At 72.0% G+C, this 25,553-nt stretch carries 25 protein-coding genes; 9 read left to right on the forward strand and 16 right to left on the reverse strand.

Annotated features, from left to right (window positions below; translation table 11 throughout):
- Positions 1–7: 7 nt before the first annotated feature.
- Genes doeA through AB9M23_RS05995 form a run of 4 tightly spaced genes read left to right on the forward strand, consistent with a single transcriptional unit; the run spans position 8 to position 3,425 of the window.
- A complete protein-coding gene (gene doeA / locus AB9M23_RS05980) occupies positions 8–1,189 on the forward strand; it encodes an ectoine hydrolase DoeA (protein ID WP_372423324.1) in 1,182 nt (393 codons plus the stop codon).
- A gap of 8 nt (positions 1,190–1,197) precedes the next feature.
- Positions 1,198–2,211: a N(2)-acetyl-L-2,4-diaminobutanoate deacetylase DoeB gene (gene doeB, locus AB9M23_RS05985; protein WP_372423326.1), complete on the forward strand. Its 1,014-nt coding sequence runs from the start codon at positions 1,198–1,200 to the stop codon at positions 2,209–2,211.
- Positions 2,212–2,247: 36 nt separating this feature from the next.
- Positions 2,248–2,790 carry a metallophosphoesterase family protein gene (locus tag AB9M23_RS05990; protein ID WP_372423328.1) on the forward strand — a complete coding sequence of 181 codons (543 nt, stop codon included), beginning with the start codon at positions 2,248–2,250 and terminating at the stop codon, positions 2,788–2,790.
- Positions 2,787–3,425 carry a pyroglutamyl-peptidase I gene (locus AB9M23_RS05995; RefSeq protein ID WP_372423330.1) on the forward strand — a complete coding sequence of 213 codons (639 nt, stop codon included), beginning with the start codon at positions 2,787–2,789 and terminating at the stop codon, positions 3,423–3,425. Before AB9M23_RS05990 ends, AB9M23_RS05995 begins: the two co-directional genes overlap by 4 nt.
- Here AB9M23_RS05995 and AB9M23_RS06000 read toward each other — a convergent pair.
- From AB9M23_RS06000 to AB9M23_RS06045, 10 genes are all read right to left on the reverse strand, one after another.
- Positions 3,411–4,004, reverse strand: a complete 594-nt coding sequence (locus tag AB9M23_RS06000; RefSeq protein WP_372423332.1) for a nucleotidyltransferase family protein — start codon at positions 4,002–4,004, stop codon at positions 3,411–3,413. The genes AB9M23_RS05995 and AB9M23_RS06000 overlap by 15 nt on opposite strands.
- The gene (locus tag AB9M23_RS06005) at positions 4,001–5,059 is read right to left on the reverse strand and encodes a molybdopterin-binding protein (protein WP_372423333.1); all 1,059 of its coding nucleotides are present in this window, start codon (positions 5,057–5,059) and stop codon (positions 4,001–4,003) included. Before AB9M23_RS06005 ends, AB9M23_RS06000 begins: the two co-directional genes overlap by 4 nt.
- Positions 5,056–5,748, reverse strand: a complete 693-nt coding sequence (locus tag AB9M23_RS06010) for an XdhC family protein (protein ID WP_372423335.1) — start codon at positions 5,746–5,748, stop codon at positions 5,056–5,058. Before AB9M23_RS06010 ends, AB9M23_RS06005 begins: the two co-directional genes overlap by 4 nt.
- Before the next feature lie 10 nt (positions 5,749–5,758).
- Positions 5,759–6,103 (reverse strand): XdhC family protein, encoded by a 345-nt coding sequence (locus tag AB9M23_RS06015; protein ID WP_372423337.1) that lies wholly within the window; start codon positions 6,101–6,103, stop codon positions 5,759–5,761.
- A 16-nt stretch (positions 6,104–6,119) separates the two neighbouring features.
- Complete coding sequence (locus AB9M23_RS06020; protein ID WP_372423339.1) at positions 6,120–7,337, reverse strand: vWA domain-containing protein; 1,218 nt, start codon at positions 7,335–7,337, stop codon at positions 6,120–6,122.
- Between the two features lie 325 nt (positions 7,338–7,662).
- Positions 7,663–8,571 carry an AAA family ATPase gene (locus tag AB9M23_RS06025; RefSeq protein ID WP_372423341.1) on the reverse strand — a complete coding sequence of 303 codons (909 nt, stop codon included), beginning with the start codon at positions 8,569–8,571 and terminating at the stop codon, positions 7,663–7,665.
- A 95-nt stretch (positions 8,572–8,666) separates the two neighbouring features.
- On the reverse strand, positions 8,667–9,470 hold the full coding sequence (locus AB9M23_RS06030) for an FAD binding domain-containing protein (protein ID WP_372423343.1): 804 nt from the start codon (positions 9,468–9,470) through the stop codon (positions 8,667–8,669).
- Positions 9,471–9,539: 69 nt separating this feature from the next.
- Positions 9,540–11,903: a xanthine dehydrogenase family protein molybdopterin-binding subunit gene (locus tag AB9M23_RS06035; protein ID WP_372423345.1), complete on the reverse strand. Its 2,364-nt coding sequence runs from the start codon at positions 11,901–11,903 to the stop codon at positions 9,540–9,542.
- A gap of 138 nt (positions 11,904–12,041) precedes the next feature.
- Positions 12,042–12,536, reverse strand: a complete 495-nt coding sequence (locus tag AB9M23_RS06040; RefSeq protein ID WP_372423347.1) for a (2Fe-2S)-binding protein — start codon at positions 12,534–12,536, stop codon at positions 12,042–12,044.
- Positions 12,537–12,766: 230 nt separating this feature from the next.
- Positions 12,767–13,285, reverse strand: coding sequence for a GNAT family N-acetyltransferase (locus tag AB9M23_RS06045; protein ID WP_372423349.1), 519 nt, complete (start codon positions 13,283–13,285; stop codon positions 12,767–12,769).
- 112 nt (positions 13,286–13,397) lie between these two features.
- Here AB9M23_RS06045 and pcaD point away from each other — a divergent pair, with 112 nt between their 5' ends.
- Positions 13,398–14,180 carry a 3-oxoadipate enol-lactonase gene (gene pcaD / locus AB9M23_RS06050; protein WP_372423351.1) on the forward strand — a complete coding sequence of 261 codons (783 nt, stop codon included), beginning with the start codon at positions 13,398–13,400 and terminating at the stop codon, positions 14,178–14,180.
- Between the two features lie 96 nt (positions 14,181–14,276).
- Here the strand turns inward: pcaD and AB9M23_RS06055 are convergent, their stop codons facing one another.
- Positions 14,277–15,311, reverse strand: a complete 1,035-nt coding sequence (locus AB9M23_RS06055; RefSeq protein WP_372423353.1) for a permease — start codon at positions 15,309–15,311, stop codon at positions 14,277–14,279.
- A 41-nt stretch (positions 15,312–15,352) separates the two neighbouring features.
- Complete coding sequence (locus AB9M23_RS06060) at positions 15,353–15,664, reverse strand: ArsR/SmtB family transcription factor (protein ID WP_372423354.1); 312 nt, start codon at positions 15,662–15,664, stop codon at positions 15,353–15,355.
- A 136-nt stretch (positions 15,665–15,800) separates the two neighbouring features.
- Between AB9M23_RS06060 and AB9M23_RS06065 the strand changes: the two genes are divergently transcribed.
- Together AB9M23_RS06065 and AB9M23_RS06070 are read left to right on the forward strand one after the other, a co-directional pair.
- Complete coding sequence (locus tag AB9M23_RS06065) at positions 15,801–18,200, forward strand: thiamine pyrophosphate-binding protein (protein ID WP_372423355.1); 2,400 nt, start codon at positions 15,801–15,803, stop codon at positions 18,198–18,200.
- 77 nt (positions 18,201–18,277) lie between these two features.
- On the forward strand, positions 18,278–19,417 hold the full coding sequence (locus tag AB9M23_RS06070) for an endonuclease/exonuclease/phosphatase (RefSeq protein WP_372423357.1): 1,140 nt from the start codon (positions 18,278–18,280) through the stop codon (positions 19,415–19,417).
- Between the two features lie 11 nt (positions 19,418–19,428).
- On the opposite strand, the gene ntrC is transcribed toward AB9M23_RS06070, so the two are convergent.
- The 3 genes from ntrC to dusB are packed head-to-tail and all read right to left on the reverse strand — an operon-like array spanning position 19,429 to position 22,939.
- Entirely contained in the window at positions 19,429–20,877 is a 1,449-nt protein-coding gene (gene ntrC / locus AB9M23_RS06075; protein WP_372423359.1) for a nitrogen regulation protein NR(I), read from the reverse strand.
- 32 nt (positions 20,878–20,909) lie between these two features.
- The gene (locus AB9M23_RS06080; protein WP_372423361.1) at positions 20,910–22,004 is read right to left on the reverse strand and encodes a two-component system sensor histidine kinase NtrB; all 1,095 of its coding nucleotides are present in this window, start codon (positions 22,002–22,004) and stop codon (positions 20,910–20,912) included.
- The gene (dusB, locus tag AB9M23_RS06085; RefSeq protein WP_372423774.1) at positions 22,001–22,939 is read right to left on the reverse strand and encodes a tRNA dihydrouridine synthase DusB; all 939 of its coding nucleotides are present in this window, start codon (positions 22,937–22,939) and stop codon (positions 22,001–22,003) included. The genes AB9M23_RS06080 and dusB overlap by 4 nt, the downstream gene beginning before the upstream one ends.
- Before the next feature lie 250 nt (positions 22,940–23,189).
- Here dusB and AB9M23_RS06090 point away from each other — a divergent pair, with 250 nt between their 5' ends.
- Positions 23,190–24,404 (forward strand): bifunctional 2-C-methyl-D-erythritol 4-phosphate cytidylyltransferase/2-C-methyl-D-erythritol 2,4-cyclodiphosphate synthase, encoded by a 1,215-nt coding sequence (locus AB9M23_RS06090; protein WP_372423362.1) that lies wholly within the window; start codon positions 23,190–23,192, stop codon positions 24,402–24,404.
- A complete protein-coding gene (locus AB9M23_RS06095) occupies positions 24,401–24,967 on the forward strand; it encodes a CinA family protein (RefSeq protein ID WP_372423364.1) in 567 nt (188 codons plus the stop codon). The genes AB9M23_RS06090 and AB9M23_RS06095 overlap by 4 nt, the downstream gene beginning before the upstream one ends.
- 133 nt (positions 24,968–25,100) lie before the next feature.
- On the opposite strand, the gene AB9M23_RS06100 is transcribed toward AB9M23_RS06095, so the two are convergent.
- Complete coding sequence (locus AB9M23_RS06100; RefSeq protein ID WP_372423366.1) at positions 25,101–25,550, reverse strand: type II toxin-antitoxin system RatA family toxin; 450 nt, start codon at positions 25,548–25,550, stop codon at positions 25,101–25,103.
- Positions 25,551–25,553: the final 3 nt, after the last annotated feature.

The raw sequence follows: 25,553 nt of genomic DNA on the forward strand, positions 1-25,553 counted from the left end.
CTTCCCCATGACCGACGTCGCCTTGAAGTTCACCCGCGCCGAATACGCCGCGCGCCTGGCCGAGACCCGCAGGGCGATGGAGGCGCGCGGCCTCGACGCCCTGATCGTCACCGATCCCTCCAACATCGCCTGGCTGACGGGCTACGATGGCTGGTCGTTCTACGTGCACCAATGCGTCGTCGTCGGCCCCGAAGGCGACCCCGTCTGGTTCGGCCGCGGGCAGGACGCGAACGGGGCGAAACGCACGGCCTATCTTCGGCACGACGACATCGTCGGCTACGCCGACCACTACGTACAGTCGACCGAGCGCCATCCGATGGACGTGCTCTGCACCCTTCTGCAGGACCGCGGCTGGGGACAGGGCACGATCGGCGTCGAGATGGACAACTACTACTTCTCGGCCCAGGCCTACACGCGCCTGCTGCTGGGCCTGCCCAACGTGAAGTTCACGGACGCCACCGCGCTCGTGAACTGGCAACGCGCCGTCAAGAGCCCGCAGGAGCTCGTCTACATGCGCCAGGCGGCGCGGATCGTCGAGCGCATGCACGCGCGCATCCTCGACGTCGTCGAGCCCGGCATGCGCAAGTGCGACCTCGTCGCGGAGATCTGGGACGCCGGCATCCGCGGCACGCCGGATGTCGGCGGCGACTATCCCGCCATCGTGCCGCTGCTGCCGTCGGGCGCGGACGCCTCGGCGCCCCACCTCACCTGGGACGACAAGCCGATGCGCACGGGCGAGGGCACGTTCTTCGAGATCGCCGGCTGCGTGAACCGCTACCATTGCCCGCTTTCGCGCACGGTGTTCCTCGGCAAGCCCTCCCAGGCCTTCCTGAATGCCGAGAAGGCGACGCTCGAGGGCATGGAGGCGGGGCTCGCCGCCGCCAAGCCGGGCAACACCTGCGAGGACATCGCGACCGCCTTCTTCGCGGTGTTGGAGCGCCACGGCATCGTCAAGGACAACCGTACCGGCTACCCGATCGGCCTGTCCTACCCGCCCGACTGGGGCGAGCGCACGATGAGCCTGCGGCGCGGCGACAGGACCGAGCTCGTGCCCGGCATGACCTTCCACTTCATGACGGGGCTCTGGCTCGAGGACATGGGGCTCGAGATCACAGAGAGCATCGTCATCACGGAGAGCGGCGTCGAGTGCCTCGCGAGCGTTCCGCGCGCGCTGTTCGTGAAGGCGTGAGACCCGCCATGGCGCTCCCCGCTCCCGACCTGCCGCCCTCCCCCGTCGTCCCGACGATCGACCTCGCGGCCGACGGCGTCCGGCACGGGCACCTGCGGCTGCCCTACAGCCGCGACGATTCGGCCTGGGGCTCGGTGATGATCCCGATCTGCGTCGTCGCCAACGGGGAGGGCCCGACCGCCCTCCTGACGGGCGCCAACCACGGCGACGAGTACGAGGGGCCGATCGCCCTCTACGAGCTCGCCCGCACGCTCCGGCCGCAGGACTTGACGGGGCGCGTGATCATCCTGCCCGCGATGAACTTCCCCGCCTTCGAGGCGGGCACGCGCACCTCGCCCATCGACAAGGGCAACCTCAACCGCTCCTTTCCCGGCCGCCCCGACGGCACGGTCACGCAGAAGATCGCGGACTACGTCGCGCGCGCGCTGGTGCCGCTCGCCGACGTGGTGCTCGACTTCCATTCCGGCGGCAGGACGCTCGACTTCGTCCCCTTCGCCGCCGCCCACCGCCTGCCGAACGCGGCCCAGGAAGCCGCCTGCAAGGCGGCGGTGGAGGCGTTCGGGGCGCCCTGGTCCATGACCATGCTCGAGATCGACGCGGTGGGCATGCTCGACACCACCGTCGAGGCCATGGGCAAGACCTTCGTCACGACCGAGCTCGGCGGCGGCGGCACCGCTTCGGCGTGCACGGCGGCGATCGCCCGCGCGGGCGTGCGCGATCTCCTGATCCACGCCGGCATCCTGGGTGGAACGGTCGCGCGCCGTGAGACGCGCTGGCTCGACATGCCCTCGGGCGAGTGCTTCGCCTTCGCCGAGGAGGGCGGACTCGTCGCCTTCCGGGTCGACCTCGGCGAGACGGTCCGCGCCGGCGACGTGATCGCCGAAATCGCCCCGATCGGCCGTACCGGCGCGACGCCCCGACCCTACCGGGCGGCGATGGACGGCATCCTCGCCGCGCGCCATTTCCCGGGATTGGCCAAGCCGGGGGACTGCGTGGCGGTTGTGGCGCAGATCGTCGGGTGAGACGCGACACGCATCGATGGCTATCATCCGCCCCCGATGACGGTCTACTTCACCTCCGATACGCACTTCTCCGACCCGCGCGTCCTCGCGATCGACCGGCGCCCGTTCGCCTCGCTCGAATTGCACGACGCGGCGCTGATCGCTCTCTGGCGCGAGACCGTCGGCGCGGACGACGTCGTCTGGCACCTGGGCGACTTCGCGCGCGACGGGCCGGAAGGCCGTGCCGCGGCGATCCTGGCGCAGCTCCCGGGCGAGAAGCACCTGATCCTCGGCAACAACGACCCCGACAGCGTCGCGCGCGACCCGGCCTGGGCGAGCGTGCGGCACTACGCCGAGATCGAGGTGGAGGGCCAGCGGCTCGTGCTCTGCCACTACCCGTTCCGAACCTGGCGCGACAGCGGCAAGGGCGTGATCGACCTGCACGGCCACAGCCACGGGCGGCTCGGGCCGATCCCCCGCCAGTACGACGTCGGCGTCGACGTCTGGGACCTTCGCCCCGTCACGCTCGAGACGATCCGCACGCGCCGCCGCCGCGGCCCGCCGCGGGCGGTCCCCACTGCGAAGAGCCGCTCGTCATGACCCGCCTCCTGATCACGGGCTTCGGGCCCTTTCCCGGCGTGCCGCGCAATCCCACCGAGGACCTCGCGCGGCGCCTCGCCGCCGATCCGCGCTGGCGCCGGCGCCGCATCGTCGCCGAGGCGCTCGTCCTGCCGACGACGTGGCGGGCGGTGGACGAGATCCTGCTGCCGCGCCTGCGCGAGACCCGCCCCGACGCGGTCCTGATGCTCGGCGTCGCCGCCCGTCGCCGGCGGGTGACGATCGAGGTCCGCGCGCTCAACCGCGTCGGGCGGCTGCTGCCGGACGCCGCCGGCGGCCTGCCGATGCGCCTCGCCTACCGCCCGGGCGAGCCCTTCGTGCGCCATGCGCGCATCGCCGTCGCCCCTCTCCTCGCCGCGATGAACGTGGCCGCACCGGGCACGACGCGCCTGTCGCGCGATGCCGGGCGCTACCTCTGCAACGGCGCCTCCTACGCCGCGCTCGGCGAGCCGGGTCCGGCCGCGCTGGTCTTCGTCCACGTGCCGATGCCGCGCGCGCACGGGCGGCCCCTCGGCACTGCGGCGGATCGCCCGGACGCGGCGCGGATGCTGCGCGCGCTGACGGCAGCGGCGGGTCTGGTCGCCCAGGCGGGACGGCGGCGCTCAGCGCGCGTCTGAGGCCAGCGCCGCGAGGGCGGCAGGGGTGTCGACGTCGCGCAGGATGCTCTCGTCGCCCCAGTCGAGCTCCAGCACGTCGGCGCGGCCCTTCAGCAGCGGCCCTGCGCCGCGATCGCCCGCGAGCCCGGCGATATCCGGCCCGAGCCGGCGCGCGAGCAGCACGGGATTGCCCCGCTCGCCGGCGTGGACCGGCACGACCGCGGCGACGTCGGGCGTCTCCTCGTGGGCGGCGACGAGTGCGTCGAGAAGCGCGGGCGAGACGAGCGGCATGTCGCCCAGGCACACGATCGCCGCGCGTGCGGCCTCCGGCAGCGCGGCGAAGCCCGCCTGGAGCGAAGTCGAGAGCCCCTCCTCCCAGTGCGGGTTGTCGACGACCCGCACCGGGAGCCCGGCGAGTGCGGCCGCGACGTCGCCGCCGCGCCGGCCGACGACGACGATCACCGGGTCGGCGCGTGACGCCACCGCCACCTGCGCCACCCGCCGCACCAGGGGCAGACCGTCGAGGGTCGCCAGAACCTTCGGCGCCTCGCCGAAGCGCGCACCGCGGCCGGCGGCGAGCACGATCGCGGCGACGCTCACCTCTCGCCCTCCTCGTCGGCCGCATCGGGTCCGGCGCTGGGCTCGCCGCCCCGGGGCTGCGGCCGCGAGACGATCTCCATCAGGAGCCCGCCGACGCCCATGGCGACGATGTCCGCACGCCTCACGGCGAGGCCCGCGAGGAGCCGGTGGAGCACCCAGTCGAAGCCGTTCTCCCTGGGCGAGCGCGCGCAGCCCGGCGCGCCGATCACCGGCCGCCCGGCGATCTCGCCGACGAGCAGGAGATTTCCGGGGTCGACGGGCATGCCGAAATGCTCGACCCGCCCGCCGGCCGTCTCGATCGCGGCGGGGATGACGTCGCGCCGATCGGCGATGGCGGAGGCGCCGAAGACGACGATCAGCTCGGCCTCCTGCGCATTCATGGCGGCGAGCGCACCGGCGAGATCCGGCACCGCGTGGGGTGTGCGGGTCTCGGCTACGATTCGCGCCCCCGTGGGCGCGAGGCGCCGCTCCAGCACGCGCAGGGTCTTGTCGACGACAGTGGGCTTGAGCGCCGGCAGCAGCGTCGACACGACCCCGATGCGGCGGCGGATATAGGGTGCCACCGACAGCGGCCCGTTTCCCGCCCCCTGCGCTCCCGCGGCCGCGAGGGCGCGCGCCAGCGCCTCCTGCGGCACGGCGTAGGGAATGATCTTGACGGTCGCGACCATCTCGCCCTCGACGACGGGCGCATGGGCGGGAAGCGTCGCGATCGTGATCGCCTCGTCGACGGCGTTGATGCGCCCGACCGCGGCGGCGTCGGCGACGAGAACGCCCGGCGTCGTCGCGAAGAGGTTCACACGGCCCGTGAAGGGCGCCTCGCAGCGCACACCCGCCCCGGCCGCGGCCTGCGCCAGCCGGGCGGCGGCGGCATCCTCGCCGACGTCGCCCGGCTCGAGCCGTACGACGACGATTTCGGAGATTCCCGCCTGCGCGAGTGCCTCCGCCTCCGCCTCCCCGATCGCGGCGCCCTTCTTCACGGCGACGCCGGGCCCCTTGACGGCGTGCACCGAGAGCGCGCCGATCGCCTCGCGCACCGGGAGGGTCGCGAAGATCATCGCGCGCGCCTGCGGTCGCGGCGCAGCGCGCCCACGATCTCGCCGAGCACGGACACCGCGATCTCGGCGGGCGAGACGGCGCCGATGTCGAGCCCGATCGGCGCCCGGATGCGCGCGATCGCCTCCTCACCGAAGCCGGCCGCCCGCAGCCGCTCGACGCGCCTCGCGTGCGTCTTCTTCGAGCCGAGCGCGCCGATGTAGAAGCACTGAGCCCGAAGCCCCGCGTCGAGCGCCGGATCGTCGATCTTCGGGTCGTGGGTGAGCGCGACGAGCGCCGTGTAGCGGTCGAGCGGGCGGGCGGCGAGCGCCTCGTCGGGCCAGACGTCGAGGAGCTCGACGTCCGGGAAGCGCTCGGGCGTGGCGAAGGCGCCGCGCGGATCGACGATGGTGACGTCGAAGCCGGCGATCCGCGCCATCGGCGCCAGCGCCTGCGAGATGTGCACGGCGCCGATCACCACGATCCGCGTCGGCGGCACCTGCACGTTGAGGAACATCTCCGCACCGTCGACCTCGACCATGCCGGACTTGCCCTTGCGCAGGGCGTCGTGCAGCGCGTCCGCGAGCGGATCGGCATCGATCTCGGCCTCCGGCACGAGCCGCTGCTCGCCCGAGACGAGATCGGTCACGAGCACCGCGGCACGGCGTGCCGTACGCTCGGCGTTGAGGGCGGCGAGGAGGGGCAGCTTCATGGCGCCTTCCTCATTCCACCCGCTCCACGTAGACCCGGATGCGCCCGCCGCAGGACAGCCCCACCCGCCAGGCGGTCTCGTCGGCGACGCCGAATTCCAGCATCTTCGGCGCGCCGGTCTCGATCACCTCGAGCGCGTCCGCGATCACCGCGCCCTCGACGCAGCCGCCCGAGACCGAGCCGAGGAAATCGCCCTCCTCGTCGACGACGAGGTGCGAGCCGACGGGGCGTGGGGCCGAGCCCCAGGTCTCGACCACGGTGGCGACGGCGACGCCGCGGCCGGCCTCGCGCCAGCCCTGCGCCGCCTTCAGGATGTCCTCGTCGGTGGCGACGGGGACGGCCGGGTCGGTCGTCATGCGAGCCTCCTCTCGATCAGGCGACGGCGCGCAGCCAGGCGCGCGGGTCGGCGTCGCGCGAGCGCCTGGCGGAGAGCGCCTCGCAGAGCGTCTCCATGGAGCCGATGTTGTGGATCGGCCGGAACTCGTGCACATGCGGCAGCATCGCACGAATCCCCGACGCCCGCGCCTCGAATCGATCGTATCTCAGGAGCGGATTGAGCCAGATCAGGCGCCGGCAGGAGCGCTTCAGCCGGTCCATCTCGAAGGCCAGCGTCGTGTCGACGTCCCGCTCGAGCCCGTCGGTGAAGAGCAGCACGGTCGCGCCCTGCCCCAGCACGCGGCGCGACCAGTCGCGGTTGAAGGCGTGGAGACAGGTCGCGATGCGCGTGCCGCCCTCCCAGTCCTTCACCCGGCCCGCCGCGCGTGCGAGGGCCTCGTCGGGATCGCGGTTCGTCATCTCCCGCGTGACGTTGGTGAGCCGCGTGGCGAAGACGAAGGCGTGCACGCGCCGGCGCCTCTCCGCCATCGCGTGGAGGAAATGCAGGAACAGCCGCGAGTAGTCCGCCATCGATCCGGAAATGTCGAGGAGCGCGACGAGCGGCGGAGCCTCGATCACCGGGGTGCGCCAGGCGATGTCGATCGAGGCGCCGCCCGCGCGCATCGAGCGGCGCAGCGTGCGGCGCATGTCCACGACGGCGCCCTTCGGGTCCGCCGCGAAGCGCCGGGTGGGGCGCGCATCGTCCGGCAGCCGGAGCGCGGCGATCAGGCGCTTCGCCTGGGCGATCTCGGCTGCGGACATCTGCGAGAAGTCCTTCTCGCGCAGCACCTCGCGGTCGGAGACGGTGAGGCGGGCGGAGAAGCGCTCCTCCTCCTGCGGCGGCGGACGCTCGCGCTTGGGCGGGTTCATCGCCTGCTCGACCCGCGCCGCGCCGGCCTTCGGCTTGTCCTCGGGCTTCTTCGCGCCCGGCGCGATGGGCGACATCTGCTGGATCAGCTTCTCGATCAGCGCCCGGCGGCGCCAGAACAGGCGAAAGGCCTGGTCGAACAGCAGCGTGTGCTCCCGGCGCTTCACGAAGACGGCGTGCAGCGTCCAGTAGAAGTCCTCGCGCTCGCCGATCCGCGCGGCCTCCACCGCGGCGATGGCGTCGACGACCGCGCCGGGACCGACGGGCAGGCCCGCCGCGCGCAGGGTGCGGGCGAAGTAGGCGATGTTGTCGGCGAGCTTGCCGGCGGCGGGGTCGGGGTCGATCATGGACATCGCCCCCCGATCACGTGCGCCGGGACGCCTCGGAGCGGATACGACCCGCGGCTCGGAACGGTCACGGCCGTAACGCTTCTCCTTCCCTGTAGGGGAAGGTGGCGCCGCGCGTAGCGCGGTGACGGATGGGGCACGGAGCGGAGCGACGCGTTCCGCGAAGCGGAAGCGGCTCGACAGCGGCCGGAGGACGCGCCCTTTCTTCGGCTTCGCCGAACGCGCTCCGCGCGCCCCATCCGTCTCGGCTTCGCCGAGCCACCTTCCCCTACAGGGAAGGATGAACGCAACGCGACGCGTCGGTCGCGGATGTCGGCGAACCCCATCACCCCCGCGCCTCCGCGCGAATCCTGTCGAGCATGTCCTTCGCCTTCGACCCCTGCATCTTCTGGATGTCGTCCTGGTACTTCAAGAGAACCCCCAGCGTGTCCGAAACCAGATGCGGGTCGAGCGCCACCGCGTCGAGTTCGACGAGCGCCGAGGCCCAATCGAGCGTCTCCGCGACGCCGGGGACCTTGAACAGCTCCTCCTTGCGGATCGCCTGGACGAAGGCGACGATCTCGGCGGACAGCTTCGCCGGCGCGCGGGGCGCCTTGGCGCGCAGGATGGCGAGCTCGCGCTCGGCGTCGGGATAATCCACCCAGTGGTAGAGGCAGCGGCGCTTGAGCGCGTCGTGGATCTCGCGGGTGCGGTTCGAGGTGAGGATCACGATCGGCGGGCGCTCGGCCCGGATCGTGCCGAACTCGGGGATCGTCACCTGGAAGTCCGACAGGATCTCGAGCAGGAAGGCCTCGAAGGCCTCGTCCGTGCGGTCGAGCTCGTCGATCAGCAGCACCGGCGGCCCGACGGGATCGGGCTCGAGCGCCTGCACCAGGGGGCGCTTGACGAGGTGACGCTCGGAGAACACGTCCGCCGTCAGCCGACCCTTGTCCGTCTCGCCGGCGGCCTCGGACAGGCGGATCTCCATCATCTGGCCGGCATAATTCCACTCGTAGACCGCGGCGGCGACGTCGAGCCCCTCGTAGCATTGCAGGCGGATCAGCTTGCGGCCGAGCGCGGCGGCGAGCACCTTGGCGATCTCGGTCTTGCCGACGCCGGCCTCCCCCTCGAGGAAGAGCGGGCGGCCGAGCTTCAGCGCGAGGAACAGCACGGTCGCGAGCGGGCGATCGGCGACGTAGCCCGCCCCCTTCAGGAGCGCCTCGGTGGCGTCGATGCTGGCGGGAATGTCGGTCACGTCACTCTCGACCTCTTCGTCCTCGACGACGTACGGGCGGGGCGGCGTGGGCCGCGCCCGCCCGGGCGTCGTCACATCGCGATCCTACCGCGCGATCATCGTGCCGTCGCGGCCTCCACGGCGCGGCGTGCCATCACGCCGACGAGGTGAGCGCGGTACTCCGCGTCGGCGTGGATGTCCGCGTTCATCATCGAGACGTCCGCCGACATCCCGGCGAGCGACTTCGCCGAGAAGCGCGCCCTGAGCGCCTCCTCCGCCGCGGTCCAGCGGAAGACGCCGTTCGCGCCCGCCCCGGTCACCGCGACGCGGATCTCCGAGCCGCGCTTGGCCACGAAGACGCCGGCGAGCGCGTAGCGGGAGGCGGGATTGCGGAACTTGGCGTAGGCCGCCTTGGCCGGCACCGGGAACGAGACCTTGGTGATGATCTCGCCCTCCTCCAGCGCCGTGTCGAACATGCCCTGGAAGAAGTCGTCGGCCTCGATCTTGCGCTTGTTGGTGGTGATCGTCGCGCCGAGGGCGAGGCAGGCGGCGGGGTAGTCCGCGGCGGGGTCGTTGTTGGCGACCGAGCCGCCGATCGTGCCCCGTGCGCGTACCGCCGGATCGCCGATCATCTCGGCCATCTCGGCGAGGCCGGGGATCGCCTCGCGCACGACGTCGGACGACGCGACGGCAGCATGCGTCGTCATCGCGCCGACGACGACCGAGCGGCCCTTGCGCTCGATGCCCCTGAGCTCGTCGAGGGCGCCGAGGTCGATCAGGCTCGCGGGAGAAGCGAGGCGCTGCTTCATGGTGGGCAGCAGCGTGTGGCCGCCGGCCAGGATCTTCGGGTCCTCGGCCTTGGCGAGCATGGAGGCCGCCTGCCGCAGGCTGGACGGCTTGTGGTATTCGAAGGCGTACATGGTTCTTCGTCCTCGCGAAATCGGGCGGGCGGCGCGCCGGCCCGGCGCGCCGCGGGAGGGACTATCCGATCACTCGGCGGCCATGGCGGGACGCGCGCGCTGCACGGCGCGCCAGACGGCCTGGGGGGTCGCCGGCATGGCGATCTCCTCGTGGCCGAGGGCGTCCGTGATCGCGTTGATCACCGCGGGCGGCGCGGCGATGGCGCCGGCCTCGCCGCAACCCTTGATCCCGAGCGGGTTCGACGGGCAGGGCGTCGAGGTCATGCCGATCTGGAAGGACGGCAGGTCGCCCGCACGCGGCATCTGGTAGTCCTGGTAGCTCGCGGTCACGAGCTGGCCCGACTCGTCGTAGATCGCGCCCTCCATCAGCGCCTGGCCGACGCCCTGGGCGATGCCGCCGTGTACCTGCCCCTCGACGATCATCGGGTTGATGACGACGCCGAAATCGTCCACCGCCGTGAAGCGCTCGATCCTGGTCACGCCGGTGTCCGGGTCGATCTCGACCTCGCAGATGTGCACGCCCGCGGGGAAGGTGAAGTTGGTGGGATCGTAGAACGCCCCCTCCTTCAGCCCCGGCTCGAGGTCCTGGCCCGAGAACTTGTGGGCGACGTAGGCCTGCAGCGCCACCTCGCCGAAGGCGAGCGAGCGGTCGGTGCCGGCCACCTTGAAGCGCCCGTCCTCGAACTCGATGTCGCCTTCCGATGCCTCGAGCGCGTAGGCGGCGACCTTCTTGCCCTTGGCGATGACCTTGTCGATCGCCTTGGTGATCGCCGACATGCCGACCGCGCCGGAGCGCGAGCCGTAGGTGCCCATGCCGAACTGCACCTTGTCGGTGTCGCCGTGGACGATGTTCACGGTGTCGATCGACACGCCGAGCCGGTCCGACACGAGCTGGGCGAAGGTGGTCTCGTGGCCCTGGCCGTGCGAGTGCGAGCCGGTGAGCACCTCGATCGAGCCCGTCGGGTTCACCCGCACCTCGGCGGATTCCCACAGGCCCACGCCGGCGCCGAGTGCGCCCACCGCCGCCGAGGGGGCGATGCCGCAGGCCTCGATGTAGGACGAGTAGCCGATCCCGCGCAGCTTGCCCCGCTTCGCGCTCTCGCGCTTGCGCCGGCCGAAGCCCTTCACGTCGGCGATCTCCATCGCCTTCTCGAGCGAGGCCGCGTAGTCCCCGACGTCGTAGTTCATGATCACCGGCGTCTGGTGCGGGAAGCGCTTGATGTAGTTCTTCTTGCGGAACTTCGCGGGGTCCATGCCGAGCTGCCGCGCCGTCACCTCGACGAGCCGCTCGACGACGAAGGTCGCCTCCGGGCGCCCGGCGCCGCGATAGGCGTCGACCGGGGCGGTGTTGGTGTAGACGCCGTCCACCTCCGCGTAGATCGCCGGGATGTCGTACTGGCCCGAGAGCAGCGGCGCGTAGAGGTAGGTCGGCACCGAGGACGAGAAGGTGGAGAGATAGGCGCCGAGATTGGCCGTCGTGTGCACGCGCAGCCCGATGATCCTGGCGTTCTCGTCGACCGCCATCTCCGCATGGGTGACGTGGTCGCGCCCGTGCGCGTCGGCGAGGAAGGCCTCGGTGCGGTCCGAGGTCCACTTCACCGGGCGCCCGACCTTCTTCGCCGCCCAGACGCAGACCGTCTCCTCGGCGTAGATGAAGATCTTCGAGCCGAATCCACCGCCGACGTCCGGCGCGATCACGCGAAGCTGGTGCTCGGGGGCGATGCCGATGAAGGCGGAGAGCACGAGGCGGGCCACGTGCGGGTTCTGGCTCGTCGTGTAGAGCGTGTAGCCGCCCGTCCCGGCATCGTACTCGCCGATCGCCGCGCGGGTCTCGATCGGGTTGGGGATCAGGCGGTTGTTGGTGATGTCGAGCCGGGTGACGTGCTTGGCGCGGGCGAAGGCCGCCTCCGTCGCGTCCTTGTCGCCGAGGTGCCACTCGTAGACGAGGTTGTCGGGCGCCTCGTCGTGGACGACGGCGCCGGCGCCCTTCGCCTTGGCCGTCTCGACGACCGCGGCGAGCGGCTCGTAGTCGACCTCGACCGTCTCGGCGGCGTCGCGCGCCTGGGCGAACGTCTCGGCGATCACCACGGCGACGTGGTCGCCGACGTAGCGCACCTTGCCCTGGGCGAGCGCCGGGTGCGGGCCCGCCTTCATCGGCGTGCCGTCCTTGGAGTGAATCATCCATCCGCAGATCAGCCCGCCGATCTTGTCGGCGGCGAGATCGTCGCCCGTCAGGATCGCGACGACGCCCGGCATCGCCGAGGCGGCGGACGTGTCGATCGAGCGGATGCGGGCATGCGCGTGCGGCGAGCGCACGAAGGCGGCATGCGTCTGGCCGGGCCGGGCGAGATCGTCCGTGTAGCGGCCCTGGCCGGTGATGAAGCGCTGGTCTTCCTTGCGGCGCACGGGTGCGCCGATACCGGTACCCGTCATGGCGGTTGTCCTCCGAGAACGCCTCTTCGCGGGCGCTGCTTCAAGTCATGCATGAAAAGGATGGCGGAGCCGCGCAGTGTCGGCGCGATCGAGATGAGCTCCGGAAGGCGTGGACTGGGCGTGGGCTCGCGCCCGGCGTCACTCCGCCGCTTCGCGCATCGGCTGGCCCGCCATCGCGCGGGCGCCGGCTTCCACGGCGCGCACGATGTTGTGGTAGCCGGTGCAGCGGCAGATGTTGCCCTCGAGCTCGGAGCGGATCGTCTCCTCGGAGAGGTCCGGGCCGAGCCGGTTCGCCATGTCGACGGCGGTCATGATCATGCCCGGCGTGCAGTAGCCGCACTGGAGGCCGTGATGCTCGCGGAAGGCCGCCTGCATCGGGTGGAGTTCGGAGCCCTGGGCGAGGCCCTCGATCGTGAGCACGTCGGCGCCGTCCGCCTGGAGCGCGAGCACGGTGCACGCCTTCACGGCCGCGCCGTTCATGTGCACGACGCAGGCGCCGCACTGGCTGGTGTCGCAGCCGACATGCGTGCCGGTCAGGCGCAGGTGCTCGCGCAGGAATTGCGTGAGCAGCGTGCGCGGGTCGATGTCGGCGGTCACGGGCTTGCCGTTCACCGTCATGGAGACGATGGCCATGGGTGTTGTCCCTCCTCTCATCCGGCACGTGGGCCGGCTCGGCCGAGCGGCGGGCGCCGTCGGCTCTCGTTGGACGACGAGCGCGGCCGGCTTCGGCTGTCGCGAAGCGCCACCTTCGAATGCGTCGAATTCGAGTGTGAACCGCGCGAAATCGCCGGTCAAGCGCCGTTCCGCTCGACGAAAGGACGATTTTCCGGCTCCATCCGCGTGTTTCGGAACGACCCGAACGCCTAGCCGGCCAACGGCTTGGCCATTGCGACGGCGCCCGGCCCGTAGCCCGCGAGCGCGCTCGCGTCGCCCGGCACGAGATGCGGCCGGAAGCCGCGACGCGCCCAGAACCGGTCCTTGCCGGAGACGGCGACGAGGCACAGGCGCGGGACGCGTCCGCGCGCGACGCGCTCCACGTAGGCGATCGCGGGGTCCGCGAGGCCGCGGCCGCGCAGCTCCGGGGCGATCACGAGATCGTGAATCTGGACGGCGTCCGGCGCCTCGGGCAGGCGTCCGAGCAGCGTGTCGAGGGCCGGCGGCCCGGCGGTGGTCCAGGGATGCGCGATCAGGTAGCCGGCGACGCGACCGGCGTCGTCCAGCACGCGGCACAGGTCCGGCGCGAGCGCACGGCGCTCGGCGAACACCTCCGGCCGCTCGGGGAAGGTCGGATGCGCCCACGCGGCCAGCGCCGTCACGGCCGGCAGGTCCGCCTCGCTCATGGCGCGCCAGGACGCCCCACCCTCGTCGCCTCGCTCCGCCATCGTGCCGATCCCGTCTCGCACCCCCGCGCCTTCGCCGCACGGGTCCCCTGCCCTATGGTGCGTCGGCGCGCCGCGCAAGCCACCGGGCGCGCACGCCGAAGGAGAGTGCGCCATGACCATCGTCGTCGATGGGATCCGCTTCAACGTCCGCCTCGACGGTCCCGAGACCGCGCCGGTCCTGATGCTGTCGAACTCGCTGTCGTCGAACCTGACGATGTGGGAGCCTCAGATGGAGGCGCTCACCCGTCGCTGGCGGGTCCTACGCTACGACCAGCGTGGGCACGGCGCGACGCAGGTCTCGCCGCGGCCCTTCGCCGTCGACGACCTGGCGGACGACGCGGTCGGCATCCTCGACGCGCTGGGGATCGCCAAGGTTCATTTCTGCGGCGTGTCGATGGGCGGCATGACCGGCATGAGCCTGCTGCGCCGGCACCGCGCGCGCGTGGAGCGCGCCGTCCTGGCCAACACCGCAGCCCACATGGGTCCGCCCGACCTGTGGAACCAGCGCATCCGCACGGTGCGCGCCGGCGGCATGGAGGCGGTCGTCGACGCCACGGTCGCGCGCTGGCTCACCGCCGGCTTCCGCGCCTCGGCACCGGAGGCCGTGGCCTCGATCCGTGCCATGATCCTCTCGACGCCGCCCGAGGGCTACGCCGCCTGCTGCGCCGCGATCCGCGACATGGACCAGCGCGAATCGATCCGCGCGATCACGAGCCCGGTCCTGGTGATCATCGGCGCCCACGACCCGGCGACGACGCCCCAGGCCGGCGCCCTCGTCGAGGCCGCCATTGCCGGCGCCCGCGCCGTCACGCTGGACGGTGCCCACCTCACCAATATCGAGCAGCCGGAGGCCTTCTCGACGGCCGTGGCCGATTTCCTCTCCGCCATGCCGTGAGCCGAGGCCACGGCGGGCTCTCGGCGCAGCGAAGTCCCGGCGGGCCGCGGCCCACCGGGACTTCTCGGATGCGGCCGGTGCCGGCTCGCGCGGCCGTCAGGCCACCGCCTGGAACAAGAGCCCGGCCACGATCGACCCCGTGAACGCGAAGCCGAGGTAGAGCGCGAAGACCGGCTTCTTCACGAGGGCGAAGACCGCGATCGCCGCGGGGATCGAGGAGACGCCGCCGGCGACCAGGAAGGCGAGGCCGGCACCCGGCGCCATGCCCTGCTCGACGAGGCCCGAGACGAGGGGGAGCGCCGCATAGCCGTTGAGGTAGGCCGGCACCCCGACGAGGGTTGCGATCACGATCGGCACGATCCCTTCGCCGCCCACGAGCGAGGCGACGGCATCCGCGGGGACCCAGGCGATCATCAGGCTCTCCAGCACGAAGGCGAGGGTGAGCCACTTGCCCAGGAACAGCGAGGTCTTGAGGGCCTCGCGGCCGAGCTTCTCGCGCCGCGCCTCCTCCCGCCAGACCGCCCAGACCGGCGGCTTGGGATTGCGCACCCGCGCGCCGCCGCAGCCGCCGTTGCCGACGCCCTCGCGCAGCGCGCCGTCCAGCGCGCCGGTGCGCGCCAGCGCCGCCGTGACGAAGCCGCCGAAGAGGCCGATCCCGATCGCCGCGAGCGTCTTGGCGATCGCGAACTCGAGCCCCAGCGCGCCGGTGGTCAGCGCGAACATCGCCGGGTCCATCAGCGGCGACGCGAGCCAGAAGGCCATCACCGGCGCGAGCGGGACGCCCATGGCGAGGAGCGCCGCGATGAGCGGGATCACGCCGCACGAGCAGAACGGCGACAGCGCCCCGAGCAGCGCCGCGAGCACGACCATCACGGCGAGGCGGCCCTGGAAGGCCTTGGCGATCAGGTGATCGGCCCCGCTCGCCGCGGCATAGGCGGCGATGCCGACGGACAGGGCGAGCCAGGGCGCGACGCCGACGAGCGCCTGCGCCGTGAAGGCGAGGCTCGCGCCGGCCTGCCCGGGATCGGCGAGCGCGAGCGCCGCCAGGATGGCGAGGACGGCGAGGAAAACCCGGTCGACGGAGGCCGCCACGCCCCCCACCCGGCGCAGTCCGACTGCGATCTGAGACATGGCTACACTCCTAGCATTCTAGTTGTTTCGGGGCGAAAAAATCAGGCCGCATCGCCGCGGGCGGAGGACACCCCGCGGCAGCATTCCTCTTCGACGAAGGCGAAGACGCGACGCATCGCGTCCGTCCGCGCGTGGTTGATCACCTCGCGCCCCACCTTCTCCTGGGACACGAGCCCGGCGCGCACGAGCGCGCCGAGATGGTGGGCGAGCGTCGAGGGCGGCGCGCCGACGAGGCGGCCGATCTCGCCGATGTTGAGTCCCTCCGGCTCCGCACGCACCAGGAGGCGGAAGATCTCGAGGCGCGCCTCGTGGCCGAGGGCCGTGAGCGCGAGGGCTGCGTCCGTACTGTTCATGCTCGCACCATACCTATGATTCTAGGGATGTCGAGTCTTTTCTCGCGAGGCGCGGCGCTTGGCGCGGCGGGCCTGCGGCCCTAGTCTCGGCCACTCGTCGTGTCGCCCCGCCTCCCCCGAACGGATCCCTCCCGCGATGCCCGCCACCACCGACCCGCGCCTGCCTTACCTCGCCGCGCTCGAGAAGAAGCTGCTGTGGCTCTCCACCTGGACGATCCACAACGCCAACCATCTGCGCGAGAGCGTGGACGGGCTGAAGGTCGGGGGGCACCAGGCCTCGTCCGCCTCGCTCGCGACGATCATGACGGCTCTCTACTTCGCCGCGCTGCGGCCGCAGGACCGGGTGGCGGTGAAGCCGCACGCGAGCCCGGTCTTCCACGCGATCCAGTATCTCCTCGGCAACCAGACCCGCGAGAAGCTCGAGCGCTTCCGCGGCTACAAGGGCGCGCAGTCCTACCCGTCCCGCACCAAGGACGGGGACGACGTCGACTTCTCCACCGGGTCGGTGGGGCTCGGCGTCGCGCAGACGCTGTTCGCCTCGCTGGCGCAGGACTACGTGCGCGCCCACGGCTGGGGCGGCGAGCGGCCGGAGGGACGCATGATCGCCCTCGTCGGCGACGCCGAGATGGACGAAGGCAACATCTTCGAGGCGCTGCTCGAAGGCTGGAAGCAGGGCGTCCGCAATACCTGGTGGATCGTCGACTACAATCGCCAGAGCCTCGACGCCGTCATCCGCGAGGGGCTCTACGCCCGCTTCGAGGCGCTCTTCCGCGCCTTCGGCTGGGACGTGGTGACGCTCAAGTACGGCTCTCTTCTGGAGGAGGCCTTCCGGGAGCCCGGCGGCGACCGCCTGCGCGCCTGGATCGACACCTGCCCGAACCAGCTCTATTCCGCGCTGACGTTCCAGGGCGGCGCGGCCTGGCGCAAGCGCCTGATGGACGATCTCGGCGACCAGGGCGACGTCACCGCGCTGATCGAGCGGCGCGACGACGCCGCGCTCGGCCGGCTGATGACGAACCTCGCCGGCCACGACCTGCCGACGCTGCTCGAGGCCTTCGAAGGCATCGACCACGACCGGCCGGTCGTGTTCATCGCGTACACGATCAAGGGCTTCGGCCTGCCGCTCGCCGGCCACAAGGACAACCACGCCGGCCTCCTCACGCCCAAGCAGATGGAGGGCTTCCAGGGGCAGATGCACGTGCGGCCGGGGCGCGAGTGGGAGCCTTTCGAGGGGCTCGACATCCCCGAGGCCGAGTTGCGCGACTTCCTCGCGCGCGTGCCCTTCGCGGCGCAGGGCCGGCGCCGCCTCTCCGCGCCCGCGATCCCGGTGCCCGAGACCCTCGCCGCCCCGCGCCAGGAGACGCTGTCGACCCAGGCCGGCTTCGGGCTCGTCCTCAACGAGCTCGCCCGCTCGGACGGGCCGCTCGCGAGGCGCATCGTCACGACGTCGCCGGACGTGACCGTCTCGACCAACCTCGGCCCCTGGGTGAACCGCCGCGGGCTCTTCGCCCGCGAGGCGCTCGCCGACACGTTCAAGGCCGAGCGCATCCCCTCGACCTTCACCTGGGATTACGGGCCGGGCGGCCAGCACATCGAGCTCGGCATCGCGGAGATGAACCTGTTCATCCTGCTCTCCGCATTGGGGCTGTCGCACTCGCTGTTCGGCGAGCGGCTGATCCCGGTGGGCACGCTCTACGACCCGTTCATCGCACGGGGCCTCGATGCGCTCAACTACGCCTGCTACCAGGACGCCCGCTTCATCCTGGCCGCGACGCCGTCGGGCGTGACGCTGGCACCGGAGGGCGGCGCGCACCAGTCGATCTCCTCGCCGCTGATCGGGCTCGCCCAGGACGGGCTCGCCTCCTTCGAGCCGGCCTTCGTCGACGAACTCGCCGAGATCCTGCGCTTCGCCTTCGCCTACGTGCAGCGCGACGGCGACGCCGAGCCGGACGAGCGCACCTGGCTGCGCGACGCGACCGGCGGCTCCGTCTACCTGCGGCTCACCACCCGCGCCATCGAACAGCCGCGGCGCGCGATGACGCCGGCGCTGGCGCAGGGCATCGTCGACGGCGCCTACTGGCTGCGCGAGCCCGGCCCGAACGCGCAGATCGTCGTCGCCTACGCGGGCGCGATCGCGCCGGAGGCGATCGAGGCGGTCGGGCTGATGGCGGAGGACCGCCGCGACGTCGGCCTTCTCGCCGTGACGTCGGCGGACCGTCTCAACGCGGGCTGGACGGCGGCGCAGCGCGCCCGCGAGGCCGGGCAGGTACACGCCCGCGCGCACATCGAGCGCCTGATGGAGGCAGTGCCGGCGCATTGCGGGCTCGTCACCGTGCTCGACGGCCACCCGGCGACGCTCGCCTGGCTCGGTGCCGTGGCGGGCCACCGCACGCGCTCGCTCGGCGTCGAGCATTTCGGCCAGACGGGGACCCTCGCCGACCTCTACCGCCACTACGGCATCGACGCGCAGGGCATCGTCCAGGCCGCGCAGGCGATCGCGCCGGGACGCCCCATCCGGCACCTCAAGGCGATCTGAGGGGCCCGGCGCCGCGCCCTGGCGAAGATCTATTTTCGGTCGTATCCTCGCCCCCGTTGCGCAGGGGGGGGGCGGCGATGGACAGCTTCAAGATCACGACCTGGAACATCGAGCACGCGGACAAGCTGCTGAGCGCCGCCGAGGACCCGGACGATCGCACGCGCGATCGTGCCCGAGTCCGGCTGGAGGCGGTCGCCGCCGAGATCGCGGCGCTCGAGGCCGACGTCCTCCTCGTCTGCGAAGGACCGTCGGGGGAAGCGCGGGCGACGGAGTTCTTCGCGCGCGTCGCGCCCGGCTACCGTCTCCTCGTGCGCGGCGTGGACGATCGCGACGCCTACGGCATGCGCGGGAACGCCGCCAGCGGTGCCCAATGGCTGTGGAGCCTCGTCCGCGGCGACGGGTTCGACGCCCAGCTGCTCCATCTGGACCGCTGGCGCACGCTGACCGAGCGCGCCTCGAGCGGAGAGCACCAGGGCGGCCGCTGGACGGTGTCCCTGCCGCGGTACGTCGGCGCCGACACGCGCGCCGCCGAGCGGCTGGAGTTCGACATCGTCCGCAACCACCAGCACTGGCGACACCCTCAGGTGGTTCAGATGACCATCGGCGGTCAGCTCATCGAGGTCGTGAACTGCCATCTCAAGAGCAAGTACAACCGGGCTCGAAGCAGGGGCGATCCGGCGTCGTCGGACTTCTTCGAGACGAATCCGGCGCTCGTCGCCGCGCTGATCGAGGCGCGGGTCAAGCTCAGCACCGAGTGCGCCGACATCCGATACTACATCGACGCGCGCTTCGCCGAGGACGCCGACGCCGCGATCATCGTGGCCGGCGACCTGAACGACGGACCGGGAAAGGAGCTCGTCGAGCGCCGGTTCCTCTACCACGACCTGATCGGCGTCCTGCAGGGGGACGTCTTCTTCGCGCGGCGCTTCCTGAACCACGCCCTGTTCGATGCGCCCGACAGCGAGCGCTGGAGCGTCCACTTCCGGGATCGGCTCGACCCCGCCCGCAACCCTCACATCCTGCTCGATCACATCCTGTTCACGCAGTCGCTGACCACGAGCCATCTCGGCCGGAAGGCCCGCTACGTCGCCCGCGCGGGTGGCGGCCGCGCGGAGCATCAGGTCCACCATCGGGTCGCGTCGAGCTTCCCGCGCTGGGCCTCGACGTCCGACCACACGCCCGTGTCGATGATCTTCGATCGCCGCCGCGAGGCGTAGCGGCCTCGCACTCACCGCGTGGTGCGGATCACCGGCAGGTCGAGGTCGCGGACCTTCTTGCGCAGCGTGTTGCGGTTCAGCCCCAGCAGCTCCGCCGCGCGGATCTGGTTGCCGCGGGTGGCGGTCAGCGCGGCGGCGATGAGCGGGCCTTCCACCTCGCGCAGGATGCGGTGGTAGAGGCCCGGCGGGGGCAGCGTCTCGCGGAAGTTGGAGAAGTAGCGCGTGAGGTGCCGCTCGACGGAGCCAGACAGCGTCTCGGGGGCCTCCGGGTCGTCGGCGCCGGTGCCGATCACGCTCTCGATCGGGCGCACGTCGAGCTCGCCCTCGATGATCGGCCCGGTGATCGTGTCCTGCGGGTAGAGGGCGGCGAGGCGGCGGATCAGGTTCTCGAGCTCGCGTACGTTGCCCGGCCAGCGATACCGCTTGAGGCGGTCCATCGCCTCGGAATCCATCTGCTTGCGGGCGAGACCCTCCTTTTCGATCTGCGCGAAGAAGTGGCGCGCGAGATCGGGAATGTCCTCCACGCGCTCGCGCAGCGGCGGCAGGCGCAGCGGCACGACGTTGAGGCGGAAGAACAGGTCCTCGCGGAAGAGCCCCTGCTGGATCGAGATGCGCAGGTCCTTGTTGGTGGCGGCCACGATGCGCACGTTGGTCTTGATCGGCGTGCGCCCGCCGACCGTCGTGTACTCGCCCTGCTGGAGCACGCGCAGGAGCCGCGTCTGCGCCTCCATCGGCATGTCGCCGATCTCGTCGAGGAAGAGCGTTCCCCCCTCCGCCTGCTCGAAGCGGCCGGCCGAGCGCTGGGTCGCGCCGGTGAAGGCGCCCTTCTCGTGGCCGAACAGCTCGCTCTCGATGAGGTCGCGCGGGATCGCCGCCATGTTGACGGCGACGAACGGCCCGGTTCGGCGCTTGCCGTAGTCGTGCAGCGCCCGGGCGACGAGTTCCTTGCCGGTGCCGCTCTCGCCGGTGATCATGACGGTGAGGTCGGTCGGCATCAGCCGCGCGAGCGCCCGGTAGATCTCCTGCATGGCCGGCGAGCGGCCAACCAGCGGGATGTCCTCCCCCTCTCCCTCCGAGGACGAGACCGGCCCGCGCGGGCGCGAGAGCGCCCGGCCGACGACGGCGACGAGCTCCTTCAGGTCGAAGGGCTTGGGCAGGTATTCGTAGGCGCCGCGCTCGGACGCCTTGATCGCGGTCATGAACGTGTTCTGCGCGCTCATGACGATAATCGGCAGCTCCGGCCGTAGCCGCTTGATCCGTGGCAGCAGGTCGAAGGCGTTCTCGTCGGGCATCACCACGTCGGTGATGATGATGTCCCCGTCCCCCTGCGCCACCCAGCGCCACAGGGTGGCGGCGTTGGAGGTCGAGCGCACCTCGTACCCGGCGCGCGAGAGCGCCTGGTTGAGCACCGTGCGGATGGCGGCGTCGTCGTCGGCGAGGAGGATGTGTCCGCTGGGCATGTGAGGCACTCTCGGGGGCTGTCGGATACGCGTTACGAGCCGCGGCCGTCCTCGGCCGCGTGCATGGGCAGGAGCATGCGGAACGTGGTCTTGCGCGGCGCGGGATCGCATTCGACGATCCCGCCGTGGTCGCCCACGATCTTCGCCACCAATGCAAGCCCCAGGCCAGAGCCGTTGGCCTTGGTGGTGACGAAGGGGTCGAACAGGTCGGGAACGAGTTCCGGAGGGATGCCGGGGCCGTTGTCGCGAACGGCGATCTCGATCGGCAGCGAGACGCGCTCCGCCGAGCCCGGGATCGCGAGGCGCACGCCCGTTCGGAAGGCGGTGGAGAGCACGATCTCGCCCTCGAGCGCGTCCGGCCCGATCGCCTCGGCGGCGTTCTTGACGAGATTGAGCACGACCTGGACGAGCTGGTCGCGGTTGGCGAGCACGTGGGGAATCGAGGGGTCGTAGCTCTCGACGATGCGCAGGTGGCGCGCGAAGCCCGTCTGGGCGAGGCGCTTGACGTGATCGAGCACGCTGTGGACGTTGACCGGCACGCGCTCCACGGGGCGCTGCTCGCCGAACAGCTCGACGCGCTCCACGAGCTTCACGATCCGGTCCGCCTCGTCGCAGATGAGCCGCGTGAGGACGCGGTCCTCGTCGGCGGCGGACTGCTCCAAAAGCTGGGCCGCGCCGCGGATGCCCGAGAGCGGATTCTTGATCTCGTGGGCGAGCATGGCGCCGAGCGCGGTCACGGAGCGCGCCGCGGTGCGGTGGGTGAGCTGGCGGTTCATCTTGTCGGCGATGGTCCGCTCCTGGATCATCACCACCACGGTCTGCGGGTCCTCCGGCATCGGCGAGGCGATCACGTCGACGATGCGCTCCACGCCGAGCCGCGGGCCGCCGATGTCGACCCGGTACTCGCTCACCGACACGCCGCGGCGGCGGACCTCCTCGATCAGGCTCAGAACCGGGGAGCCGAAGGGCATGAAGTCGCTCAGCTTCTGGCGGCGCAGCACCCGCTGGCTCGCCTCCAGGAAGCTCTCCGCGGCGGCGTTCGCATTGAGGATGACGTGGTCCGGCCCGACCGTGAGAACCGGCAGCGGCAGGGCGTTCAACACCGCGTCGGTGGTCGGCGTCTTCATGCGGCCTCTCGCAGCGGGTGGACGTAGACCGCGCCGATCAGGTCGAGCACCTCGGCGGGCTCCTCGGTGGTGACGAGGCGCGCGCGCTGCGCGGCGGGCAGCGCGAAGCCGTCGGCGCGGGCGTGGTCGGCGAAGGCGGCGAGGTGCTTGCGGGCGTGGCGCACCGCCATGGCGCGGCCGTAGAGCGCGAGCAGGCCCTCGTAGTGCGCCCGCATCGCCGCGACCTTCTCCGCGGCGGAGGGCTCGCGGGGAGCGAGGCCGGCGAGCCCCTCCCCGATCGAGGCCACGAGCCAGGGCCGGCCGAGCGCGGCGCGGCCGACCATCACCGCGTCGGCGCGCGAGCGCGCCAGGCACGCGCGGGCATCCTCCAGGGTCGCGATGTCGCCGTTGGCGACGAGCGGCAGCGTCGTCGCGTCACGCACGAGGGCGATCGCGTCCCAATCCGCGATTCCCTTGTAGAATTGCTGCCGGGTCCGGCCGTGGACGGTGATCGCCCGCGCGCCGGCGACCTCGGCGCGCCGGGCGAGCTCCGGCGCGTTGCGCGCGGCGTCGTCCCAGCCGAGCCGCATCTTCACCGTGACGGGGATCGACACCGCGGCGACCGTCGCCTCGATCAACCCGGTGGCGTGGTCGAGGTCGCGCATCAGCGCGGAGCCCGCCCAGCCGCCGGTGACGCGCTTGGCCGGGCAGCCCATGTTGATGTCGACGACGTCCGCCCCGTTCGCCTGCGCGAGACGCGCGGCCTCCGCCATCCAGCGCGGATCGCAGCCGGCGAGCTGGACGACGTGCGGGGAGACGCCCTCCCCCTCCGCCCGCAGGCGGGTCTCCTCGTCGCCGTTCACGAAGTCGTCGGAGGCGACCATCTCGGACACGACGAGGCCCGCGCCGAAACCCGCCGCGATCCGGCGCATGTGCACGTCGGTGACGCCGGACATCGGCGCGAGCACCGCGCGGCGGGAGACGGGGACGTCCCCGATCCACCACGCGGCCAGCTCATCCGGGTCCGGGGCGTGTCCGAGCGAGAGCTCGAGATTCTGTTGCTTCGTCATTATGCCCAACAATTAGCCAAGCCTGTGAAATTGGCAAGTCCCGTGCGCGCGCCCTCGCGGTCCGCGCGGGCGTTTGCCTCCGGAGGCGGCATTCTCTATCACCACATTCGTGTGACAGCCCGACCAGGAACGACCCTTGTCCACCGTGCCCCGGCCCGCAGAGCCACGCATAGCCGCCCTCGTCGTCGCCGCGGGCCGCGGCGCGCGTGCCGGCGCGGGCGATCCCAAGCAATACCGCCTCGTCGGCGGCGCGAGCGTCCTCGGCCGCGTCCTCGCCGTGTTCGGCGCGCACGCGGCGATCGACCGCATCCTCGTCGTCACCCACCCGGACGACGGAGACTTCTACGCCCGTGTCGTCGCCGGCCTCGATCCGGGCGCGCGCGCGAAGCTGGTCTCGCCGGTGCCCGGCGGCGCCACGCGTCAGGCCTCCGTCGCGCGCGGGCTCGCGCGGCTGGAGGAGGTGGGCGCTCCCGAGATCGTGCTCGTCCACGACGCGGCACGGCCGTTCCTCTCCCACGCTCTGATCGACGGCGCCGTCGCCGCGACGCGGGCCTCCGGCGCGGCGATTCCCGGCGTCGCCGTCGTCGACACCGTCAAGCGCGTCGACGAGGCGGGCCGGGTCGTCGAGACGCCGCCGCGGGCGAGCCTGCGGGCCGTGCAGACGCCCCAGGGCTTCCGCTTCGCCGCGCTCATCGAGGTCCACCGCGCCGCGTCGCGCGCGGGCCGCGACGATTTCACGGACGACGGCGCGTTGATGGAATGGGCGGGCCATCCCGTCACCGTGTTCGAGGGCGAGGCGGGCAACATCAAGCTCACCCGCCCCGAGGATTTCGCCGCCGTGGGCGGCGGGGAGGCGCGCATGATCACTCGTCTCGGCACCGGTTTCGACGTCCACGCCTTCGCCGAGGGGGACCACGTCTGGCTCGGCGGCGTGCGCATCCCGCACGAGCGCGGCGTGCTCGCTCATTCGGACGGCGACGTCGTGCTCCACGCGCTCACCGACGCGCTGCTGGGTGCGCTGACGGAGGGAGACATCGGCACGCATTTCCCGCCCTCCGACCCGAAGTGGAAGAGCGCCTCCTCGGACCGCTTCCTCGCTTTCGCCGCGGAGCGCGTGCGGGCCCGTGGAGGCGTGATCGACCTCCTCGACGCGACCATCCTCGCGGAGGCCCCCAAGGTCGGCCCGCATCGCGAGGCGATGCGCGAGGCGATCGCGCGCGCCGCTGACATCCCCGTGTCGCGTGTCTCGATCAAGGCGACGACGACCGAGCGTCTCGGCTTCACCGGCCGGCGCGAGGGCATCGCCGCCCAGGCGGCGGCCACCATCCGGCTGCCGGAGGACGACGCGTGATCTTCCCCGACGAATTGCGCGCCCGCGCGACCGCGCTCCTCGACGCCTATCGCGAGGCGGGCCTGCGGATCGTCACCGCCGAAAGCTGCACCGGCGGGCTCGTCGCGGGCCTGCTGACCGACATCGCCGGCTCGTCCTCCGTGGTCGAGCGGGGCTTCGTCACCTACTCGAACGAGGCCAAGAGCGACTGCCTCGGCGTGCCACCGGCGATCCTCGCCGCCCACGGCGCGGTGAGCGAGGCGACCGCCCGCGCCATGGCGGTGGGTGCGCTCGGGGCGTCGCGCGCCGACGTGTCGATCGCCGTCACGGGGATCGCCGGCCCGGGCGGCGGCTCGGCCGACAAGCCCGTCGGCCTCGTCCACCTCGCCTGCGCCCGGCGCGGCGGGGCGGTGCGGCACCTGGAGATGCGCTACGGCGACCTCGGGCGCTCGATGGTGCGGCTGCGGACGGTGGCGGACGCGCTGGGGCTGCTGGAGGGGGCGGTGCAACCCGATCCGGCGGCGATGCGATCGGTCACCCCGGGTCGCGAAGCGGGCCCGGGGCCTAGAACCGCAGGGGTGTGATGAACGTGCGCGAAAGCGCGCGCGTCCACCACGGCTGCGGGAGGCGTCGAGCGCCGCGGCGTGTGCACGCCGCTCGTCAACGCTCCAGAGGCTCTGGGTCCCGGACTGCCTTCGGCATCCGGGATGACACGGCTCACCTGTAGATCGCGTCCGCCCGCGCCTCGAACGCCTCGGAGAACTTCCGGAAGGCGCGGTCGAACATCGTGCCCATCAGCATGCCCAGCGCGAAGTTCTTGAACTCGTAGTTGATGTAGAACTCCACGTCGCAAGTCCCCTCGCCCGCCGGCTTGAAGGTCCAGCGGTTCTCCATGTAGCGGAAGGGGCCGTTGACGTACTCGACGTCGATCCGATTGCGCGCGGGGTCGAGGGTGACGCGGCTCGTGAAGCTCTCGCGGATGCGCTTGTAGCCCACGGTCATGTCGGCGACGAGCGTCTCGACCCCCTCCCCGCTCTGCACCTTACGGCGGACCTTCAGGTCCTCGCAGAGCGGCACGAACTTGGGGTACTGCTCGACGTCGGCGACGAGGGCGAACATCTCCTCCGGCGAATGCCGGACGCGGCGGGTGGTGCGGAAGGACGGCATGGC

It is taken from the genome of Salinarimonas chemoclinalis, assembly GCF_041514305.1.
In the GTDB taxonomy this organism is placed as follows: domain Bacteria; phylum Pseudomonadota; class Alphaproteobacteria; order Rhizobiales; family Beijerinckiaceae; genus Salinarimonas; species Salinarimonas chemoclinalis.

Bases quoted from the DNA above. Each gene is read 5' to 3' on its own strand.
- doeA (WP_372423324.1), top strand. From the start codon at position 8: ATGACCGACGTCGCCTTGAAGTTCACCCGCGCCGAATACGCCGCGCGC.
- doeB (WP_372423326.1), top strand. From the start codon at position 1,198: ATGGCGCTCCCCGCTCCCGACCTGCCGCCCTCCCCCGTCGTCCCGACG.
- AB9M23_RS05990 (WP_372423328.1), top strand. From the start codon at position 2,248: ATGACGGTCTACTTCACCTCCGATACGCACTTCTCCGACCCGCGCGTC.
- AB9M23_RS05995 (WP_372423330.1), top strand. From the start codon at position 2,787: ATGACCCGCCTCCTGATCACGGGCTTCGGGCCCTTTCCCGGCGTGCCG.
- AB9M23_RS06005 (WP_372423333.1), bottom strand. From the start codon at position 5,059: ATGATCTTCGCGACCCTCCCGGTGCGCGAGGCGATCGGCGCGCTCTCG.
- AB9M23_RS06010 (WP_372423335.1), bottom strand. From the start codon at position 5,748: ATGAAGCTGCCCCTCCTCGCCGCCCTCAACGCCGAGCGTACGGCACGC.
- AB9M23_RS06015 (WP_372423337.1), bottom strand. From the start codon at position 6,103: ATGACGACCGACCCGGCCGTCCCCGTCGCCACCGACGAGGACATCCTG.
- AB9M23_RS06020 (WP_372423339.1), bottom strand. From the start codon at position 7,337: ATGATCGACCCCGACCCCGCCGCCGGCAAGCTCGCCGACAACATCGCC.
- AB9M23_RS06030 (WP_372423343.1), bottom strand. From the start codon at position 9,470: ATGTACGCCTTCGAATACCACAAGCCGTCCAGCCTGCGGCAGGCGGCC.
- AB9M23_RS06035 (WP_372423345.1), bottom strand. From the start codon at position 11,903: ATGACGGGTACCGGTATCGGCGCACCCGTGCGCCGCAAGGAAGACCAG.
- AB9M23_RS06040 (WP_372423347.1), bottom strand. From the start codon at position 12,536: ATGGCCATCGTCTCCATGACGGTGAACGGCAAGCCCGTGACCGCCGAC.
- AB9M23_RS06045 (WP_372423349.1), bottom strand. From the start codon at position 13,285: ATGGCGGAGCGAGGCGACGAGGGTGGGGCGTCCTGGCGCGCCATGAGC.
- pcaD (WP_372423351.1), top strand. From the start codon at position 13,398: ATGACCATCGTCGTCGATGGGATCCGCTTCAACGTCCGCCTCGACGGT.
- AB9M23_RS06055 (WP_372423353.1), bottom strand. From the start codon at position 15,311: ATGTCTCAGATCGCAGTCGGACTGCGCCGGGTGGGGGGCGTGGCGGCC.
- AB9M23_RS06060 (WP_372423354.1), bottom strand. From the start codon at position 15,664: ATGAACAGTACGGACGCAGCCCTCGCGCTCACGGCCCTCGGCCACGAG.
- AB9M23_RS06065 (WP_372423355.1), top strand. From the start codon at position 15,801: ATGCCCGCCACCACCGACCCGCGCCTGCCTTACCTCGCCGCGCTCGAG.
- AB9M23_RS06070 (WP_372423357.1), top strand. From the start codon at position 18,278: ATGGACAGCTTCAAGATCACGACCTGGAACATCGAGCACGCGGACAAG.
- ntrC (WP_372423359.1), bottom strand. From the start codon at position 20,877: ATGCCCAGCGGACACATCCTCCTCGCCGACGACGACGCCGCCATCCGC.
- AB9M23_RS06080 (WP_372423361.1), bottom strand. From the start codon at position 22,004: ATGAAGACGCCGACCACCGACGCGGTGTTGAACGCCCTGCCGCTGCCG.
- dusB (WP_372423774.1), bottom strand. From the start codon at position 22,939: ATGTCCGGCGTCACCGACGTGCACATGCGCCGGATCGCGGCGGGTTTC.
- AB9M23_RS06100 (WP_372423366.1), bottom strand. From the start codon at position 25,550: ATGCCGTCCTTCCGCACCACCCGCCGCGTCCGGCATTCGCCGGAGGAG.